Source organism: Streptomyces sp. NPDC006602, from assembly GCF_042870385.1.
Classification (GTDB): Bacteria; Actinomycetota; Actinomycetes; order Streptomycetales; family Streptomycetaceae; genus Streptomyces.
Window position 1 is genome coordinate 65,796 of sequence record NZ_JBIAHG010000024.1, and the last position, 18,018, is coordinate 83,813.

Here is an 18,018-nt window from a genome sequence, read left to right on the forward strand (position 1 = left end):
TTCCCGCCCATCGTATGTTCGATCGCCCAGCTTCGCTCACGTATGCGGGAGCCTGCCGGGAGGTCAGCCCCGGCGCGGCCCGAGCACGCAGAACTCGTTGCCCTCGGGATCCATGAGCGTCACCCAGGGCTGCTCGCCCTGGCCGATGTCCGCGTGCCGTGCGCCGAGGGCGATCAGGCGAGCCACCTCTGCCTCCTGGTCGTCCGGCCGGAAGTCGGGATGGAGGCGGTTCTTGACCGTCTTCCCCTCCGGCACCGGCACGAAGAGCAGCCCGGGCAGGCGGTCCTTCTCCGGCCGGATCTCGAACTCGTCGGGGGCGTCGCCCACGACCGCCCACCCGAGGGCCTGGGCCCACCAGCGGCCCAGAGCCGCCGGATCGGCCGCGTCCACGACAACCTGCTCCCATTCCAGGCCCATGCGGTCAGCTTAGTGAAGACTGGGTACCGATCACGGGACCACGACACAGGGAGGCCGGCAGTATGACGCGCCCGATCACGGCAGGGGTCGACGGAACCGAGGAGAGCCTGGCCGCGCTGGCCTGGGCGGCCCGGGAGGCGGTCCGCCGGAGGCTGGCGCTGCGGGTGGTGCACGCCTGGCGGTACCAGCCGCACGAGGCGATCGAGGCGGCGGACCCCGACGTCCAGATCGGCTGGGCCAAGGAGGCGGTCGGCGAGGCCGCCCGGACCGTCATCGAGCGGCACCCGGATCTCGAGGTGTCCACGGATGTGCTGGCGGGCGCCGACGTGGAAGCGCTGGTCGCCGCGGCGGCCGAAGCCGAGATGCTGGTCCTCGGCTCACGCGGCCACGGCCGGTTCGTCGGCTTCCTGGTCGGCTCGGTCGGCCAGCAGGTGATCGTCGAGGCGCCGCGTCCGGTGGTCCTGGTGCGCGCCGACGACGAACCCTCCGGCGAGGCCGCGGGGCGCGAGATCGTCGTGGGCCAGCAGGGCGACCCGCAGGACAGCGCCGAGGTGCTGCGGTTCGCGTTCGAGACGGCCGCGGCACGCGGAGCGACCGTGCGCGCGGTACGGGCCTGGACCCTGCCCCCGGTCTTCGCCTACAGCCCGGGCTCGCTGAAGCTGCTCGACGAGGCCGGTGGCCTCGAGCCGTACGAGCAGAAGGCCCTGGCGGCGGCGCTGCAGCCGATGCGGGACCGCTTCCCGAACGTGCCGGTCGTCGAACACGTGGAGATGGGCAGCGCCGGGCAGGTGCTGCTGTCGGTGGCCCAGGACGCCCAGCTGATGGTCGTCGGGCGCCGTGCCCACCGTACGGCGGTCGGCGCCCGCATCGGCTCGGTCGCGCATGGCGTCCTGCACCACGCGGGCTGCCCGGTGGCCGTGGTGCCGCACGCCTGAGTCAGTCGGTGGAGGAGATGGGCTGGAGCGTCTCGCGCGCCTTGGGGAGGACGTTGGTGATGTAGTCCTCGACGGCCGTGTCCATCCCGATGTCGTGCTGGGCCCGCTCGGACAGGTACCAGCGGTGTTCCAGCAGCTCGTGGTAGATCTCGGCCGGGTCCATGGAGCCGCGCAGTTCGAGGGGCACGGCCCGCACGGTCGGACGGAAGACGTCCCGCACCCAGCGGTGGGCGAGCACCTCCGGGCGGGCCGCGAGGGGGTCGCCCGGGGCGTAGTCGTCCTGGGTGGCCATCCAGGACTCCAGGTCGCTCAGCAGCCGGCGGGCCTGGTTCTCCTCGGTGTCCAGGCCGGTCAGCCGCAGCAGCTGGCGCTGGTGGTGGCCCGCGTCCACGACCTTCGGCACGAAGGTGACCGTGTCGCCGTTGGAGGAGTGCTGGATCTGCATCTCGGCCACGTCGAAGCCGAGCTCGTTCAGACGGCGGATCCGGCGCTCGATGTAGTGGTACTTGCCCGCCGGGTAGACGGACGTGCGGGTCAGCTCCTCCCACAGGCCGCCGTAGCGGGCGCAGATCTCCATGCCGAACTCGATCGGGTCCACGGAGGGGTGCAGCGCCCCGGACGCCTCCAGGTCGAGCAGTTCGCCGCTGATGTTCACCCGGGCCAGGTCGAGGTCGTAGTCGCGCTGCCCGGTGCTGAGCTGCGGGTGCAGGTCGCCGGTCTCCGCGTCCACCAGGTAGGCGGCGTACGCGCCCGCGTCGCGCCGGAACAGCGTGTTGGACAGCGAGCAGTCGCCCCAGGCGAACCCGGACAGGTGCAACCGCACCAGCAGCACGGCCAGCGCGTCCATCAGCCGGTGCATGGTCGCGGGCCGCATCGTCGTCTCGAACATCGACCGGTACGGCATGGAGCCGCCCAGGTGCCGGGTGATCAGTACCGGCTCCAGCGGGGCGTCGCCCGCGTCGGTGCGTCCGGTGACCACGGCCAGCGGGTCGACCGCGGGGATGCCGAGCCGGTCCAGGTCGCGCAGCAGCTCGTACTCGCGCAGCGCCGGGCGTTCGGCGAGCTCCTTGACGGCGATCACCTCGTCTCCGGCGCGGGCGTAGCGCACGACGTGGCGGGAGATGCCGCGCGGCAGCGGCACCAGGTACTCCTCGGGCCACTCCTCCAGGGGGAGGTGCCACGGCAGTTCGAGCAGGAGCGCTGGATGCTCCGGGTTGGTCGCGCTGATCTGCAGGGCCATGGGTCGCGTGTCCTTGCTTCGCCGGTGATCGTCACCTCACCTTAAAGCGCGCGCTCCCGGGCCTGAAGTGCCGCTTCGTGGATCGGGCCCCGGTGGACCGGTCCGTGTCCGGGGAGCATGAGGTCGCCCTTCAGCTCCGCGAGTATGTCCAGCGAGGCCACGGCGCGCGTGCGCTCGTGGTGGAACATGTCCGGCAGCAGCTGCGGCCCTCTGGCCCGGGAGGTGGGGTGCCCGCTCGCCAGGGCGTCGCCCGAGATCAGTACGCCGGCGTCCGGGAGGTGGTAGGCGGCGTGCCCGTCGGTGTGGCCGGGCGTGTGCACCGGGACGGGTCGGCCGGGCAGGTCGAGCGGACCGGCCGCCGGGAACGGCTCGGGTGAGGCCACCGGAACGTGCGCGGTGCCGCCCGAGCGGATCGCGTGCACGGCCCACGGCAGGACACCGGGCCGCCAGCCGTTCTTCAGGACCGTCCCGACGTTCACCTGGTGCAGGAACTCCCGCCGGGCATGCGGCACTTCGGCCTCGTGCAGATATACGGGCATGCCGTACGCGGCGCGCAGGTGTTCGGCCGAGCCCAGGTGGTCGTTGTGGGCGTGCGTGATCAGCACGGCCGCTACCGCCTCCGGCGAACTGCCCACCTCCGCAAGGGAGCTGAGGAGCTGCTCCCGGTCGCCGGGGTAACCCGTGTCGACCAGCGTGACGGCGTCACCCTCCTTGAGGATCACCCAGTTCGTGTCGCTGCCGTGCACCAGATAGATGCCGTCGGCGACTTGCCGCACAGCTGAGCGCATGATCGTCCCGAGTGGTGAGGTCCCTGATCGACGGGACACAGCAAAGCAGATCAGGAAGGAGGCGGAGGCGCCGGGTCCGGTCGCATGCCGAACAGGAAGCGGGTGACGCGTGTCCGGCGTACGAGGTACTCGTAGACGAGGAGAATCACCGCCAGGGAACAGGCCACGATCACCGTGTACTTCACCACGATCGGCGCGGACCAGCCCACGACTCCGTACGCGAACGCGACCACCACGGGCTGGTGGAGCACGTACAACGGCAGTGCGGCGACGGCGAGATACGGCATCACGCGTGCGGGAGGCCCGGCTTCGCGCGGGTTGCCCTCGCGCGGTCGGTCCAGCAGCCCCAGGATCGCCACCACCCAGCACCAGCCCGCCGCCCCGAACAACGCCCGGGTGGACAGCGCGACCGCGTTCCTCGCGGTGAACGGATCGTCCTCGGAGAGGAACCCGGGCGCGGTGCCCAGGAACAGGACGATCCCGAGGACCCCGACCGGCACGGCGAGCCGGCGCATGGCCGCGCGGATCCGGTCGTCGTCGGCCAGCGCGAGCCCGAAGAGGAAGAACAGCAGGTAGGCCCAGCGGTTCCAGCCCGCGAAGCTCTCCTCCATGCCGAGCAGCGAGTTGATCAGCGCGAGTGGCAGCGCGGGCAGCAGGAGGAGGCCGGGTCGGCGCTCCACCGCGCCTCCCGCACGCCCGGCGGCGGCTCCCAGGGGCGCCGCGACGGGCGCGAGGAGAAGGCTGAAGACCAGCAGGAGGACCACGAACCACAGGTGGCCGGTCTCGAAGTGGTCCCCTTCGAGCACGAACGGGAAGTCGCCGGGGTCCGGGTGGACGGTGAGGAAGCGCGGCCAGAACTCCCCGTACGACTCGTGGTAGCCGGGGTCGGCGGCGCGCAGCCGCAGCCACTGCGGCAGGGGGCACAGGACGAGCGTCGCGAAGACCAGGGGGACGCCGAGGCGCAGCAGTCGTTCGCGGGCGAAGCCGCCCGGTCCGCGCCGGCGGAGCGAATGGTGGGCGCCGAGTCCGGCGACGAGGAACAGCAGGGGCATCGCCCACACCACCCCGAGCCCGGCGACGACGGTGACGACGTCGGTCGTCTCGCGGTTCTTGACGTAGAAGTCGTCGTCCGGGGAGAAGACCAGGGCGGAGTGGAAGAAGACCAGGCCGAGCACGACGAGCGCACGGAGCATGTCGAGTTCGACGCGCCGGCGAGCGGCCGGCGGCTGCCCGGTTTCCGCACTCATCCCGGCCTCCCCCCGTTGTGCGCCAGTGTGGGGGAGAGGCGTGGGGGAGGGCAGGGTTCCGTCGGAACGAGGCTGCCTCCGGCACCGTCCGCCGGAGGCAGCCCCCGCGTGCTGCCGAAGCGGCCGCCTCCCCGCCTCGGTGCACGCCGTCACGGGGTCTTACTTCACGCCCCCGGGGGCCTTACTTCACGTCCCCCGGGCCTCAGTTCACGCCGTGCGGCCGGAACTGGATGCTGATGCGCGGTCCCGAGGCCCGCGTGCTCTTCGGTACGCAGTGCTCCCAGGTCCGCTGGCAGGAGCCGCCCATCACGATCAGGTCGCCATGCCCCAGCGGCCGTCTGATCGTGTCTCCGCCGCGCGTCGGACGCAGCAGCAGGTCCCTGGGCGCGCCCACGGAGAGGATCGCCACCATCGTGTCCTCCCGGGCGCCCCGCCCGATCCGGTCGCCGTGCCAGGCCACGCTGTCCCGGCCGTCGCGGTAGTGGCACAGCCCGGCCGTGGTGAAGGGCTCGCCCAGCTCCTCGGCGTAGTGCGCGGACAGCGCCTCGCGTGCCTCGGCCAGCAGCGGGTGCGGCAGCGTGTCGTCGGCTCCGTAGAACGCCAGCAGCCGAGGTACGTCCACCTCGTGGTCGTACATCTTCCGCCGCTCCGCGCGCCACGGCACCTCGGTCGCCAGGTGTTCGAACAGGTCGTCCGAGCCGGTCAGCCAGCCGGGCAACACATCGATCCAGGCGCCGAGGCCGAGCGCGGTCCGGCGGATTCCGTCGAGGGGGCCGAGGCGGAGCTGGTCGGTCTGGTCGAAGAGGGAGCCCTGGAGGTGCCTGGTCATGTATCCAGCGTACTCCTTATTCGAAAGCCTGTTCCCATGAACTTCGGAGAGCCTGACAAATATCTGTTCGAGCTTTCGATGCATCGATGCATCGGATACATTCCCGTATCGAACGGAGGTCTGGACATGGCGGTGGAGGAGACGACCCGGCGCGTCACCAAGCGCCGGGTCCGCACGCGGGCCAACCTGCTGGACGCCGCCTTCGCGGTCTTCGCCGCCAAGGGTTTCGGGCGGGTCTCGATCGAGGAGGTCTGCGAGGCCGCCGGCTACAGCCGGGGCGCGTTCTACTCGAACTTCGACAGCCTGGACGGGCTGTTCTTCGCCCTGTACCGACAGCGGGCCGACCTGATCGCGGAGCAGGTCGCCGAGGCGCTGGCCCTGGAGGGGCCCGAACTCGACGTACCGGCGTCCGTGGACCGGGTCACCGAGGTACTCCTGCTGGATGTGGACTGGCTGCTGGTGAAGACCGACTTCCTGGTCCACGCCGCCCGCGACCCGGCCGTCGCGCAGACCCTGCTGGAGCACCGGGAGCGGCTGCGACGGGCCATCGAGGACCGGCTCGCCCGGGCCACCGGACACACCGCGCTGCCCGCCGTGCTCGGCGGCGTCGACGGCGCCGCCCGCGCGGTCGTCGCCGCGTACGACGGAGTCACCACCCAACTGCTGCTGGACAAGGACGTCGAGCGCGCCCGGGTCTGGCTGGGGCAGTTGCTCACCGCGCTGCTGACCGACGGCAGCGGCACACCCGCGTGAAGACCGATCGAAGACCGATCGAAGACCGATCGAAGACCGATCGAAGACCGATCGAAGACCTGATCGATAGAAGACCTGATCGAAGACCCCAATGAGACTCCCTATGAGAAAGGCAACGGTCGCCATGGATGCGGACGTCATCGTCGTCGGAGCCGGACTCGCGGGCCTGGTCGCGGCGCACGAACTCACCAGCCGGGGCCGCAGGGTCGCGCTGGTCGACCAGGAGAACGCCGCCAACCTCGGCGGACAGGCGTTCTGGTCCTTCGGCGGGCTGTTCCTCGTCGACTCCCCGGAGCAGCGGCGCCTCGGCATCAAGGACTCCTTCGACCTCGCCTGGAACGACTGGCAGGGCAGCGCGCAGTTCGACCGGCTCGACGACGAGGACTCCTGGGCGGTGCGCTGGGCGCGTGCCTACGTCGAGTTCGCGGCGGGCGAGAAGCGGTCCTGGCTGGAGGGGCACGGCATCAAGTTCCTGCCCACCGTCGGCTGGGCCGAGCGCGGCGACCTGACGGCCCACGGACACGGCAACTCCGTACCGCGCTTCCACATCGCCTGGGGCACCGGCACGGGAGTCGTGGAACCGTTCGTCGAGTACGCCAAGCAGGCCGCACGCGACGGGCTGCTCACCTTCTACCACCGTCACCAGGTCGACGAACTGGTCGTCGAGGAGGGCGCGGCGCGCGGGGTGCGCGGCACCCTCCTGGAGGAGGACGACTCCCCTCGCGGTGTCGCCTCCAACCGCGACCGTGTCGGCGACTTCGAGCTCACCGCCCGGGCCGTCGTCGTCACCACCGGCGGCATCGGCGCCAACCACGACATAGTGCGCCGCTACTGGCCCGAGCGGCTCGGCACCGCTCCCGCCGAGATGGTCACCGGAGTTCCGGCGTACGTCGACGGCCGGATGCTCGAGATCAGCGCCGACGCCGGGGTGCGCCTGGTCAACCGCGACCGCATGTGGCACTACACCGAGGGCCTGCAGAACTGGGACCCGATCTGGCCCGGCCACGGCATCCGCATCCTGCCCGGTCCGTCCTCGATGTGGTTCGACGCCATCGGCCGCCGCCTGCCCAACCCGTGCCTGCCCGGCTACGACACCCTCAGCACCCTCAAGTACCTGCGCACCACCGAGGACATCGCCGGCCACGACCACTCCTGGTTCATCCTCACCCAGAAGATCATCGAGAAGGAGTTCGCGCTGTCGGGATCCGAGCAGAACCCCGACATCACCGCCAAGGACCGGGCCGGCTTCCTGAAGGAACGGGTCCTCGGCAAGGGCGCGCCGGGACCGGTGGACGCCTTCCTGCGCAAGGGGGCCGACTTCGTGACCGCCCCGAACCTGGAGCAGCTCGTCGAGAAGATGAACGGGCTGACCGACAAGGCGCTGCTCGACGCGGCCTCGATCCGGCGTCAGATCCAGGCCCGCGACCTCCAGATCGCCAACGCCTACAGCAAGGACGCCCAGGTGCAGGGCATCCGCAACGCCCGCCGCTACATCGGCGACCGTCTCGGCCGCGTCGCCACCCCGCACCGCATCCTCGACCCTGCCGCCGGGCCCCTCATCGGCGTCAAGCTGCACACCCTCACCCGCAAGACCCTCGGCGGCATCCAGACCGACCTCGACTCCCGCGCCCTCGGCACCGACGGCAAGCCCCTCGACGGCCTGTACGCGGCCGGCGAGGTGGCCGGCTTCGGAGGCGGCGGCGTCCACGGCTACAACGCGTTGGAGGGCACTTTCCTCGGCGGCTGCCTCTTCTCCGGGCGGGCGGCGGGACGGGCAGCCGCCCGGCAGACGGCCTGACCGGCGCGACGGGCAGTTGCCCGGCAGAAGGCCCGACCGTGTCGGCCCGTCTCCCTACGCCTGGAGGAGACGGGCCAGCACCAAGGCGTGGCTCTGCTCGGGGGACTTGGCGGCGGTCAGCAGGGTGACGGTTCCTTTGCCCGCCAACTCCCTCACATGATCGAGGAGTTCGGCCGCCTCGGGCGCTGCCGGCTCCGCCTCGTAACGCCGGCCGAACTCCTCGTACGATTGCTCGCCCGCGTGGTACCAGTGGCGCAGTTCGGTCGACGGGGTGAGGGGCTTGGGCCACTCGTCGACATGCGCCGCGTCCTTCTTCAGGCCGCGCGGCCACAGCCGGTCGACCAGGACGCGCACGCCGTCGTCGGGCTCGGGCGGTTCGTAGACGCGGCGCACGCGGACACTCATGGGCGGGCCTTTCTCGAGCGGGCCAGGAGGCCGGGAGCGTATCGCCGTGTTCCGGTGTGTCCGGTGCACGCAACGCGACTTGACCCGATCAGGGGTGAGCCACGGCAGAGACACCCATAGCCTGAGGCCGTCTACCCCCCACTCGTAGGAGCGCTCGTGACGCAGCCCGCCAGACGTACCGCCATTCTCCGCCGCGAAGCCGTGATCGCCACCGTCCCCGTCGCCCTCGCGGCGCTGTTCGTGGCCGCCGGGCCCGCGTCGGCGGGCACCGCAGGCACGTCCGGCGTCGGCGACCCGTACTTCCCGCTCGCCGGCAACGGCGGATACGACGTCGGCCACTATGATCTGACCCTTCGTTACGACACCGGCACCGGCCACCTCGCCGGCCAGGCGGTGCTCACCGCCCGCGCCACCCAGCGGCTCACCCGCTTCGACCTCGACCTCAACGGACTGAAGGTCACCGGCCTCACCGTCGACCACGTCAAGGCGGACCACACACGCGACGGCCAGGAACTCGTCGTCACCCCGCGCCACGCCCTGCGCAAGGGCCAGACGTTCCGGATAGCCGTCACCTACGAGGGCAAGCCGGGCCCGGTCACCGACCCGGACGGCTCGCTGGACGGCTGGATCCCCACCGACGACGGTGCCTTCGTCGCGGGCGAACCGCAGGGCGCCATGACCTGGTTCCCGGCAAACAGCCACCCCACGGACAAGGCGTCGTACGACTTCACCATCACCGTCCCCAAGGGGAGGACCGCCGTCGCCAACGGCGTCTTCCTCGGCGAGGACACCGCGCACGGGCAGACCACGTTCCGCTGGCGGCAGCGGGAGCCGATGGCGGCCTACCTCGCCACCGCGACGGTCGGCAAGTTCGAGGTGAAGAAGTACACCACCCGTGACGGCATCCAGGTCTACGACGCCGTCGACCCCCGCGAGGCCGAGGCCGCGGCCCCCGTCCTCAAGCAACTGCCCTCCGTACTGGAGTGGGAGAGCAAGCTCTTCGGTCCCTACCCGTTCCGCGCCGCCGGCTCGATCGTCGACCGCGCCCCGAACGTCGGCTACGCGCTGGAGACCCAGACCCGCCCGGTGTACGACGCGGCGCCCGGCCTGAGCACCCTCGTCCACGAGAGCGCCCACCAGTGGTTCGGCGACTCGGTCACCCTCACTTCCTGGAAGGAGATCTGGCTCAACGAGGGCTTCGCGACCTACACCGAGTGGCTGTACGGCGAACAGCACGGCGGCGAGACCGCGCAGCAGACCTTCGACGCGCTCTACGCCCGCCCGGCGAGCGACGGTCTGTGGGCGTTCCCGCCCGGCGATCCCGGCAGCGGCGCGAACATCTTCGGCACTCCCGTGTACGCCCGCGGCGCCATGACCCTGCACGTCCTGCGCAAAGCCGTGGGGGACCGGGTGTTCTTCCGGATCCTCCGGGCCTGGGCGGCGGAGCACCGCGACGGCCACGGCACGACACCACAGTTCGTGCGCCTCGCGGAGCGGGAGTCCGGGAAGGACCTGGGGGATCTGTTCCAGACCTGGCTGTACACGCAGGGCAAGCCCGCAGGACTGAGCAAGCCGTAGCGGCCAACAGGTCCTGGAACCTGACAGGTTCCTCACAAGTGTCGGTCAAGGTCGAACCATGATCGGACACATACGGGCCGCCGCGCTTCTCGCCGCATCCCTGCTGCTCACCGGATGCGGCGACGGCGCGGCGGCGATCTCGGACCACGGTCCCGCAGCCGCCCCGCCGACGAGTGCGCTGCCGCCCTCGCCCTCCCCGGACGGATCCGTCGAGGCGGCACCGCGGCAACTGCCCGGCCTGGGACCGAAGACCCTCGCCCAGGTGCCGTCCCGCGCCCGGCAGGCCGTCGTGGTGACCGGCCGCGGGAGGGACTCCTCGCTGTCCACGGTCGTGCTGTACGAGCGAACGGCGGCCGGTTGGGAGGCCGCCGGGGCGAGGTGGCCCGCGCACAACGCGCTCAAGGGCTGGAGTGACCATCACCGAGCCGGTGACCTGCGCTCACCCATCGGGATCTACACCCTCAGCGACGCCGGCGGCCGGCTCCGCGACCCGGGCACCCGGCTGCCGTACGACCACGGCAGCGGGTTCACCGTGACCGGAACGGGGTTCGAGGGGGAGCCGCTGGCCGGGTCGTTCGACTACGTGATCGCGATCAACTACAACCGCGAGCCGGGCACCACGCCGCTGGACTGGACCCGTCCGCTCGGCGCGGGCCGCGGCGGCGGCATCTGGCTGCACGTCGACCACGACGGCCCGACGCAGGGCTGTGTCAGCATCGCCAGGAAGCACATGAAGGAACTTCTGCTCGCGCTCGACCCGGACCTCCACCCCGTCGTCGTCATGGGCGACGCCAAGTCCCTGGCCCGTTGAGCCCGTCGAGGTCTCCCCAACCGCTTAGGATCCGCCGCGTGTGCGCACACGTACTGGTCGCCGAGGACGACGAGATGCAGGCCGAACTCATACGCCGCTCCCTGCTGGCGGAGGGTCACACCGCCACGGTCGTCCACGACGGGCGGGCCGCCCTCGACGCGGCCCGCCGGCTCCGGCCGGACCTCGTCGTGCTGGACTTGATGCTGCCGGTGATCGACGGCTTCGGCGTGTGCCGGGTACTGCGCCGCGACGACGACCTGCCCATCCTGATGCTCACCGCCCGCGCCACCGAGGACGACCTGCTGCTGGGCCTGGAACTGGGCGCGGACGACTACATGACCAAGCCGTACAGCCCGCGCGAGCTGATGGCCCGCATCCGCACGGTCCTGCGCCGCAGCGGGCGTACGCCCGTCGACCGGCGGGAGGATCCCGTCCTGCACGCCGGGGGGATCACGGTCGATCCGGTACGGCACGAGGTGCTGTGCGACGGAGTGCCCGTGGAGTGCACGCCCGCCGAGTTCGAGATCCTCCTCGCGATGGCCGCCGAGCCTGAACGGGTGTTCTCGCGGCGGCAGTTGCTTGAGGTCACCCGGGGCACCGACCGTGCCTCCACCGAACGGGCCGTCGACGTCCACATCATGAACCTGCGCCGCAAGACGGAGACGGACCCGCGCCGTCCGGTCCGGCTGCTGACCGTCTTCGGGGTCGGCTACAAGCTCAGCGGCGGCCGCGGATGAGCGGCCGGATACCGCTGCGCAAGCGCCTGCTGGTCCGGCTGCTGATCGCCTCCGGTCTCATCGCCGTGTGCTCGGTGGCGGCCACCGCCTGGCTGGCCGTCGAGACCACCACCCGAGCCCTGCGCGAGGAACAGGGCCAGGTGCTCGCCGACGACATGGACGTCCTCGCCCGGCTCAGCGGCTATGCCGCCACCCATCCGGACTGGAGGGGAGTGGACAAGACCGTACGAGAGCTGTCCGCGAAGACCGGGCGGCGCATCGCCCTCACCACCACCGACCGCACACCGATCGCCGACTCCGCGGCGCGCGGCACCGCCCTGCCGCGGAGCGCCGCCGCCACCGTCGACCCGCTGCGCACCGACACCTTCAGCGAACGCGGGGCCCAGCTCGGCGGCACGGACCCGCGGGTGGTGGGGCCCTACCGGCTGACGGCCGGAGAGCGCACGGAGCTCGACGCCCAGGCCCGGCAACGGCAGCGCTGCTTCGCCCGCTACGGCATCGACACCACCCTCGCCCGCACGCCGAGCGGCCGCCCGGTCCTCATCGGGGCGGACGGTGGTGCCGACCACGGCTACGTGCCCGATTCGTGTGCCGACGGGCGGCTCAACACCCCGATGCCCACGGAGGAGAAGGCGCTGGCCGCCCTCCAGAAGCAGGCCCGCGGCTGCCTGACCCGCGCCGGCCTGGATCCCGGCATGCCGCTCGCCCTCGGGGCCGACCTCACCGGCGCGCCTCTCAAGACGCCGACCCTCGCGCCCGCGTTCGCCAAGGCAGGGGACACCAAGGTCTGGCGCGTGGCCCAGACGTGCCTCGACGACGCCCGCCGCGCCCAGCTCGACCCGTACGTCGCCCCCACCGCCGAGCTGTTCCTGGGCGGCGACGGGGACACCCCGGCCGTGCGCTTCGACATGTCACCGGCCAACAAGACCAAGATCGTCGGTGCCGCCGGGCTCGTCCTCGCCGTCACCGTCGCCGTGACCGCCGTGGTCGCCACCCGGCTCGTCCGGCCGCTGCGGGCGCTGACCGAGGCGGCCCAGCAGGCGCCGGACCGGCATGTCCGCGTCCCCGTCACCACCCGGGACGAGACCGGCATCCTCGCCGCCGCCTTCAACGAACTGACCGAGCGCCGTGAACGCCTGGAGGTCCAGCGCAGAGCCATGGTCAGCGACATCGCCCACGAACTGCGCAGCCCGCTCACCAACATCCGCGGCTGGCTGGAGGTCACCCGCGACGGTGTCGTCGACCCCGATCCCGCCCTGCTCGCCTCACTGCACGACGAGGCCCTCGTGCTCCAGCGCGTCATCGACGACCTGCGCGACCTGGCGGACGCCGACGCGGGCACCCTGCGCCTGCACCCGGAGCCCGTACGCTGCGACGAGCTCCTCGACCAGGTCGCCGCGGCCCACCGCGTCGGGGCCGACGCCGCCGGTGTCGCCCTGCGCACCGCGGTCGACGGCACGCCGTGGCTGGACGCCGATCCGGTACGGATGCGGCAGGCGCTCGGCAACCTGGTGTCCAACGCGCTGCGTCACACGCCCGCGGGCGGTACCGTGACGCTGGCGGCGCGCCGCGACGGGGATTTCGTCCTGCTGGAGGTCGCCGACACGGGCAGCGGCATGGCGCCGGACGAACTGCCGCACGTCTTCGACCGGTTCTGGCGCGCCGAGAAGTCCCGCAGCCGCCGAACCGGCGGCAGCGGTCTCGGCCTGCCGATCGTCCGGCACCTGGTCGCCGCGCACGGCGGAACGGCCGACGCCACGAGCGAACCCGGCGCAGGCAGCGTCTTCACGCTACGGCTGCCCGGAGCGGCCGGGAGGGACCAGCCACCGGGCGAACCGATCACTCCCGTGGCTGCGCCGCGGTAGCGGTCGGCCCGATTCCGATCGCGTCGAACGGGGTACCCCGTTTCTCGCGCGACGGCAACGAGGGAGGTCAGGACATGAGGGCTGCGGACGACCTGCCGACGGTACGGGCACTCGCCGAACTCGTCGACCTCGTCGAGCGGCATCAGGGCCTGTACGTCCGCTGGTCCGAGGGCCCCGAGGCCGATCTCGCCGAGGTGTCCAGCACCGCCGAGGTGTCCAGCACCGACGACCTGACGGGCGCGCCCATGCCGGGACTGTCCGCGAACCCGCTCGACGTCGAGGAGTGGTGGGCGGACCGGCCCGTGGAGGTGTGGGTGGCCCGCCGCCTGGACGACTACTCCCATCTGCCGCACGAGAAGGGCCCCGGGGTCTACCCCTGGGTCCTCAAGGGCCGGGAGACCGGCCGAGGGCCCGACAACGAGCCGCTGGTCTCGGACGTCCGGCCGATGTGCCGGCTCGACTCCCGGACGATCGACGAGGCGCGCGAAGCAGTGGACCGCCAGGAGAACTCCTGGGGTCCACTGCGCCGCACCGGCCGCTGACGGCGGCCCGTGTCACCCGAACATCACCCGGATGTCACCCGGAGTGCCGCCGGGAGCCCGCGCGCCGCCTCAGCGCACGGCGTTCGTTCTCGCTCGTCCCGCCCCAGACACCGAGCGTCTGCCCGGAGTCCAGCGCCCACCGCAGGCACTGGTCCTGGACCGGGCAGCGCCGGCAGACGGCCTTCGCCTGCTCCTGCTGCACCAGCGCCGGGCCGGTGTTGCCGATCGGGAAGAAGAGGTCGGGGTCCTCGTGGCGGCACGCGGCGTGGTCTCGCCAGTTGTCCATGAAATGTCACCTGCGATCGAAAGTCGTGTGCCCTCGGGGATGCCTTACTCGCTTGCGGGTCACCTGTCGATGCAAGGGTGAAACAACCGAGTCCTCTGCGCCACCGACAGGACGCGGAAAGCTCGTGGTCAGGGAGCGGCTATTGCTCGCGGACGCCCCACGGCGAGCCGTACGCGGTCAGCAGGTCCAGGTAGGGGCGGGCCGGGAAAGCCTCCGGGCCGAGGACGCCCGCGCCGGACCAGGCGCCGCCGGCGAGGAGTTCGAGGGCGACGACGGGGTTGACGGCGGTCTGCCACACCACCGCCTGACAGCCGTACTCCGCCATGGACCACTGGTTGTCGACCACGTGGTACAGGTACACCTCTCGCGGTGCCCCGTCCTTGACACCCCGCACCCAGGTGCCCGCGCAGGTCTTGCCGTGCATCCCCTCGCCCAGCGTCGCCGGGTCCGGCAGACACGCGGCCACCACGTCGCGCGGCGAGACGGCGACCGGACCGGCGGCGCTCGCCACGGTCACCGGGTCGGTGCGGTCCAGGCCCAGCAGGTGCAGTGTCCTGAGGGTCTCGATGAACTCCCGGCCCAGGCCGTACTTGAAGGTGACTCGGCGCGCGCCGATCCAGCGCGGCACGAGCAGCACCTCCTCGTGCTCCACGTTCACGCACTCCACCGAACCGATGCCGTCGGGGAAGTCGAACACCTCGGGCTCGCTGAACGGTTCCGTGGTGAACCACCCCCGGTCGGCCTCATAGACGACCGGCGGGTTGAGGCACTCCTCGATGGTGGTCCAGACGCTGAAGGAGGGCGCGAAGTCATAGCCGTCGACGGTCAGGTTCGCACCGTCGCGGATGCCGAGCTCCTCGATCTCGTCGAAGAGCTCGTCGGCCGCGTACCGGGCGAAGACGTCCGAAAGTCCCGGCTCCACCCCCATGCCGACAAGGGCCAGGACGCCCGCCTTCTCCCACTCCTGCGCGTGCGCGAACTGCTCGTCGCCGAGCTTCACTCCGCACTCCTCGTAGGGGCGTTCGGCGTGCGGCCGGGACAGCGACATCGCCATGTCCAGGTAGGTGGCGCCGGCCGTGCGTGCCGCCCGGAACAGCGGCATCACGAAGCGCGGATCGGTGGCGTTGAGCAGTACGTCGCAGGCGTGCCGCTCCAGCAACGCCGCCACCGCCGCCTCGTCGCCGGCGTCCACACGCTCGGCCAGGAACCGGCCGCCGTCGTCGCCGAGGGCCGCGACGGCCGCCTCGGCCCGGGCCGGGTCGTAGTCGGCGACGACCATCGCGTCGAAGAACGGCCGCCGGGCCGCGATCCGGGTGATGGCGGTACCCACGCCACCGGCTCCCACGAGCAGTACACGCATGACAGAACTCCATCGGTCAACGGTCGACAGGGCGGGCCCGAGGGAGATACAACGCGGCCGCCGCACGTAAGGTCAATGGCGTTGGCATAAGGCGGAGGGAGACGGCAGTGCCGAAACCAGTGGTCCCCGAGCAGAAGCGGCGCCGGCGCAGGCCCACCAGGAGTGGCACCGTGCTGTCCGAGCGGCTCATCGTCGAGACCGCGCTGCGCATGCTGCGCGAACACGGCAGCGCGGGCCTCACCGCCCGCCGCCTCGGCCTCGCCCTGGACGCCGACCCGTCCACGCTCTACCGGTACTTCCGCGGCATGGACGACCTGACCCTCGCCATCGGCGACGCCCTCATCGGCCAGGCCCTGCGGGGCTGGCGGCCGACGGGGGAGTGGCGGGCGGACCTGCGCGCCGTCGGACTGCGCGTCCACGCCGCGTACGTCGCCCACCCGCAGGCCGCCCTGCTGACCACGAGTCGGGTCACCGGCCGCGCGAACGAACTGGCCGCCGACGAGGCCGTCCTGGACGTCCTGCGCACTGCGGGGTTCCCGCTGACCGACACCGTGCGTATCTACCACGCCTTCATCGACCAGACCCTGGCGTTCGCCGCCCTCGACGCCGCCTCGCTCGCCCTGCCGAGCGACTCGCTGCACGCCGACGAGGACATGTGGCGCTCGACCTACGCCCGCCTGCCCCGCACCACCCACCCCCGCATCGCCGAAGCGGCCCCCCTCCTCGCCACCCGCATGGTCACCAGCGCCTACCCGACGGCCCTGGAGATGCTGCTGGACAGCGCGGAGGCCCGGCTTCGGGCGTATGCCTAGCCGCGGAGCGCCTCGGCGGCGGCGGCCACCACCGCCTCGGCCACGGCGGCCAGCGCCGGGGAGTCCAGCTTCCACTGCTGCCAGTACAGCGGTACGTCGACCGTGCGGTCCGGCGCGAGGGAGACGAGGCGGTCCTCGCGTAGCAGCCGGTCCGCCTGCACCTCGGGCACCAGGCCCCAGCCCAGGCCGGCCGTGACGGCCTCGACGAAGCCCTCCGAGGTGGGGACGAAGTGGCGTACGGGACTCGCCCCGCCCCCGCCCCTGGTGCGCCTCAGCCGCCGGACGAACGCGTCCTGGAGGTCGTCGCTCCGGTCGAAGGTCACCACCGGCGCGTCCGCGAGCGCATCCCGCAGCGGCCCACCGAGATGCCTGTCCGCGAAGTCCGGGCTCGCCGCCGCGACGTACCGCATCCGCCCCAGCGTCCGCACGGAACAGCCCGCCACCGCATCGGGCGACGAGGTCACCGCGGCCATCACGAGGCCCTCCCGCAGCAGCGCCGCCGTACGGGTCTCGTCCTCGCGGCGCAGCTCGAAACAGAGCCGCGGCTCCTGCGGGACGCGCGTGAGCGCCCCCAGGAACCACGTCGACAGGGAGTCCGCGTTCACCGCGACCGACACCCGGGTCGGCTCCCCCTCCCCGCGCATGCCGAGTTCGGCCCGCGCGTCCCGCTCCAGCCGGGCCAGCTGCCGGGCGAACCGCACCACGACCTCGCCGGACTCCGTCGGCCGCACCGGCTTGGTGCGCACCAGCAGCACCCGCCCCGTGCGCTGCTCCAGCGCCTTCACGCGCTGGCTCACCGCCGACGGCGTCACCTGCAGGGCGGCGGCCGCCGCGTCGAAGGTGCCCTCGTCGACCACCGTGAGCAGCGTCCGGACCTGATCCAGCGGGAGTTCGGCCATCATCACGACAGCTAATGATACGTAAGAATCTTTAGCTGTACCGGTCCTGGTCGTTTCCGTAGCGTCGACGTCATGACCGCCTCCCTGACCGCCGCGGCCGCCGGCTTCGGTACCGGCCTCTCTCTCATCGTCGCCATCGGCGCCCAGAACGCCTTCGTCCTGCGCCAGGGGATCCGCCGCCACGCGGTCCTCGCCGTCGTCGGCATCTGCGCCGTGTCCGACGCCGCGCTCATCGCGCTGGGCGTCGGCGGCGTCGGCGCGGTGGTGGTGGCGTGGCCGGGCGCGCTGACCGCGGTCGGCTGGATCGGCGGCGCCTTCCTGCTCGGCTACGGTGCCCTCGCCGCCCGACGGGTGTTCAGGCCGGGCGGCGCCCTGCACACCGAGGGGGAGACGGAGGGCTCGGTGCGGCGGGCGGTGCTCACATGTCTGGCGATGACCTGGCTGAACCCTCACGTCTATCTCGACACCGTGTTCCTGCTCGGCTCCGTCGCCGCCGACCGCGGCCCGCTGCGCTGGACCTTCGGGCTCGGCGCGGTGCTCGCCAGCCTGTGCTGGTTCACCGCGCTCGGATTCGGGGCCCGGCTGCTCGGCCGCTTCCTGGCCAGGCCGGCCGCCTGGCGGGTCCTCGACGGCCTGGTGGCCGCGACCATGATCACCATGGGCCTGATGCTCGTCGCCGGAGCGTGACGGTCCTTCCGGGCCTGACGGTCCTTCCG

The 18,018-nt window shown here is 72.0% G+C and carries 19 protein-coding genes; 10 read left to right on the forward strand and 9 right to left on the reverse strand.

What is annotated here, in order from left to right:
• Positions 1-63 precede the first annotated feature (63 nt).
• Positions 64-417, reverse strand: a complete 354-nt coding sequence (locus ACFYO2_RS37460; RefSeq protein ID WP_388358530.1) for a VOC family protein — start codon at positions 415-417, stop codon at positions 64-66.
• A 62-nt stretch (positions 418-479) separates the two neighbouring features.
• Between ACFYO2_RS37460 and ACFYO2_RS37465 the strand changes: the two genes are divergently transcribed.
• Complete coding sequence (locus ACFYO2_RS37465) at positions 480-1,352, forward strand: universal stress protein (RefSeq protein ID WP_388358532.1); 873 nt, start codon at positions 480-482, stop codon at positions 1,350-1,352.
• Between the two features lies 1 nt (position 1,353).
• Here ACFYO2_RS37465 and ACFYO2_RS37470 read toward each other — a convergent pair whose 3' ends face one another.
• From ACFYO2_RS37470 to ACFYO2_RS37485, 4 genes are all read right to left on the reverse strand, one after another.
• The gene (locus ACFYO2_RS37470) at positions 1,354-2,592 is read right to left on the reverse strand and encodes a DUF4032 domain-containing protein (protein ID WP_388358535.1); all 1,239 of its coding nucleotides are present in this window, start codon (positions 2,590-2,592) and stop codon (positions 1,354-1,356) included.
• A gap of 41 nt (positions 2,593-2,633) precedes the next feature.
• On the reverse strand, positions 2,634-3,380 hold the full coding sequence (locus ACFYO2_RS37475; protein ID WP_388358537.1) for an MBL fold metallo-hydrolase: 747 nt from the start codon (positions 3,378-3,380) through the stop codon (positions 2,634-2,636).
• A 50-nt stretch (positions 3,381-3,430) separates the two neighbouring features.
• Complete coding sequence (locus ACFYO2_RS37480; RefSeq protein ID WP_388358539.1) at positions 3,431-4,627, reverse strand: acyltransferase; 1,197 nt, start codon at positions 4,625-4,627, stop codon at positions 3,431-3,433.
• Between the two features lie 202 nt (positions 4,628-4,829).
• Positions 4,830-5,456, reverse strand: a complete 627-nt coding sequence (locus ACFYO2_RS37485) for an alpha-ketoglutarate-dependent dioxygenase AlkB (protein WP_388358542.1) — start codon at positions 5,454-5,456, stop codon at positions 4,830-4,832.
• A gap of 126 nt (positions 5,457-5,582) precedes the next feature.
• Between ACFYO2_RS37485 and ACFYO2_RS37490 the strand changes: the two genes are divergently transcribed.
• Both ACFYO2_RS37490 and ACFYO2_RS37495 read left to right on the forward strand, forming a co-directional pair.
• Positions 5,583-6,209: a TetR/AcrR family transcriptional regulator gene (locus ACFYO2_RS37490; protein WP_388358545.1), complete on the forward strand. Its 627-nt coding sequence runs from the start codon at positions 5,583-5,585 to the stop codon at positions 6,207-6,209.
• 124 nt (positions 6,210-6,333) lie between these two features.
• Positions 6,334-8,007 carry an FAD-binding dehydrogenase gene (locus ACFYO2_RS37495; protein WP_388358659.1) on the forward strand — a complete coding sequence of 558 codons (1,674 nt, stop codon included), beginning with the start codon at positions 6,334-6,336 and terminating at the stop codon, positions 8,005-8,007.
• A 54-nt stretch (positions 8,008-8,061) separates the two neighbouring features.
• On the opposite strand, the gene ACFYO2_RS37500 is transcribed toward ACFYO2_RS37495, so the two are convergent.
• Positions 8,062-8,412: a DUF488 domain-containing protein gene (locus tag ACFYO2_RS37500; RefSeq protein WP_388358547.1), complete on the reverse strand. Its 351-nt coding sequence runs from the start codon at positions 8,410-8,412 to the stop codon at positions 8,062-8,064.
• A gap of 156 nt (positions 8,413-8,568) precedes the next feature.
• Here ACFYO2_RS37500 and ACFYO2_RS37505 point away from each other — a divergent pair, with 156 nt between their 5' ends.
• The 5 genes from ACFYO2_RS37505 (at position 8,569) to ACFYO2_RS37525 (ending at position 13,945) form a co-directional block, all read left to right on the forward strand.
• Entirely contained in the window at positions 8,569-9,990 is a 1,422-nt protein-coding gene (locus ACFYO2_RS37505; protein WP_388358549.1) for a M1 family metallopeptidase, read from the forward strand.
• 58 nt (positions 9,991-10,048) lie between these two features.
• Entirely contained in the window at positions 10,049-10,801 is a 753-nt protein-coding gene (locus ACFYO2_RS37510) for a hypothetical protein (RefSeq protein WP_388358552.1), read from the forward strand.
• A gap of 38 nt (positions 10,802-10,839) precedes the next feature.
• Complete coding sequence (locus tag ACFYO2_RS37515) at positions 10,840-11,538, forward strand: response regulator (protein WP_388358555.1); 699 nt, start codon at positions 10,840-10,842, stop codon at positions 11,536-11,538.
• Positions 11,535-13,403 (forward strand): sensor histidine kinase, encoded by a 1,869-nt coding sequence (locus ACFYO2_RS37520; protein ID WP_388358558.1) that lies wholly within the window; start codon positions 11,535-11,537, stop codon positions 13,401-13,403. Before ACFYO2_RS37515 ends, ACFYO2_RS37520 begins: the two co-directional genes overlap by 4 nt.
• A 74-nt stretch (positions 13,404-13,477) precedes the next feature.
• The gene (locus ACFYO2_RS37525; protein WP_388358561.1) at positions 13,478-13,945 is read left to right on the forward strand and encodes a DUF6098 family protein; all 468 of its coding nucleotides are present in this window, start codon (positions 13,478-13,480) and stop codon (positions 13,943-13,945) included.
• 34 nt (positions 13,946-13,979) lie between these two features.
• Here the strand turns inward: ACFYO2_RS37525 and ACFYO2_RS37530 are convergent, their stop codons facing one another.
• Together ACFYO2_RS37530 and ACFYO2_RS37535 are read right to left on the reverse strand one after the other, a co-directional pair.
• The gene (locus ACFYO2_RS37530; RefSeq protein ID WP_388358564.1) at positions 13,980-14,231 is read right to left on the reverse strand and encodes a WhiB family transcriptional regulator; all 252 of its coding nucleotides are present in this window, start codon (positions 14,229-14,231) and stop codon (positions 13,980-13,982) included.
• Between the two features lie 139 nt (positions 14,232-14,370).
• Positions 14,371-15,591, reverse strand: a complete 1,221-nt coding sequence (locus ACFYO2_RS37535; protein WP_388358567.1) for a saccharopine dehydrogenase family protein — start codon at positions 15,589-15,591, stop codon at positions 14,371-14,373.
• A gap of 107 nt (positions 15,592-15,698) precedes the next feature.
• Here ACFYO2_RS37535 and ACFYO2_RS37540 point away from each other — a divergent pair, with 107 nt between their 5' ends.
• The gene (locus ACFYO2_RS37540; protein WP_388358570.1) at positions 15,699-16,403 is read left to right on the forward strand and encodes a TetR/AcrR family transcriptional regulator; all 705 of its coding nucleotides are present in this window, start codon (positions 15,699-15,701) and stop codon (positions 16,401-16,403) included.
• Here ACFYO2_RS37540 and ACFYO2_RS37545 read toward each other — a convergent pair.
• On the reverse strand, positions 16,400-17,305 hold the full coding sequence (locus ACFYO2_RS37545) for a LysR family transcriptional regulator ArgP (RefSeq protein WP_388358661.1): 906 nt from the start codon (positions 17,303-17,305) through the stop codon (positions 16,400-16,402). The genes ACFYO2_RS37540 and ACFYO2_RS37545 overlap by 4 nt on opposite strands.
• A 69-nt stretch (positions 17,306-17,374) precedes the next feature.
• Here ACFYO2_RS37545 and ACFYO2_RS37550 point away from each other — a divergent pair, with 69 nt between their 5' ends.
• Positions 17,375-17,989, forward strand: a complete 615-nt coding sequence (locus ACFYO2_RS37550; RefSeq protein ID WP_388358573.1) for a LysE/ArgO family amino acid transporter — start codon at positions 17,375-17,377, stop codon at positions 17,987-17,989.
• Positions 17,990-18,018 lie beyond the last annotated feature (29 nt).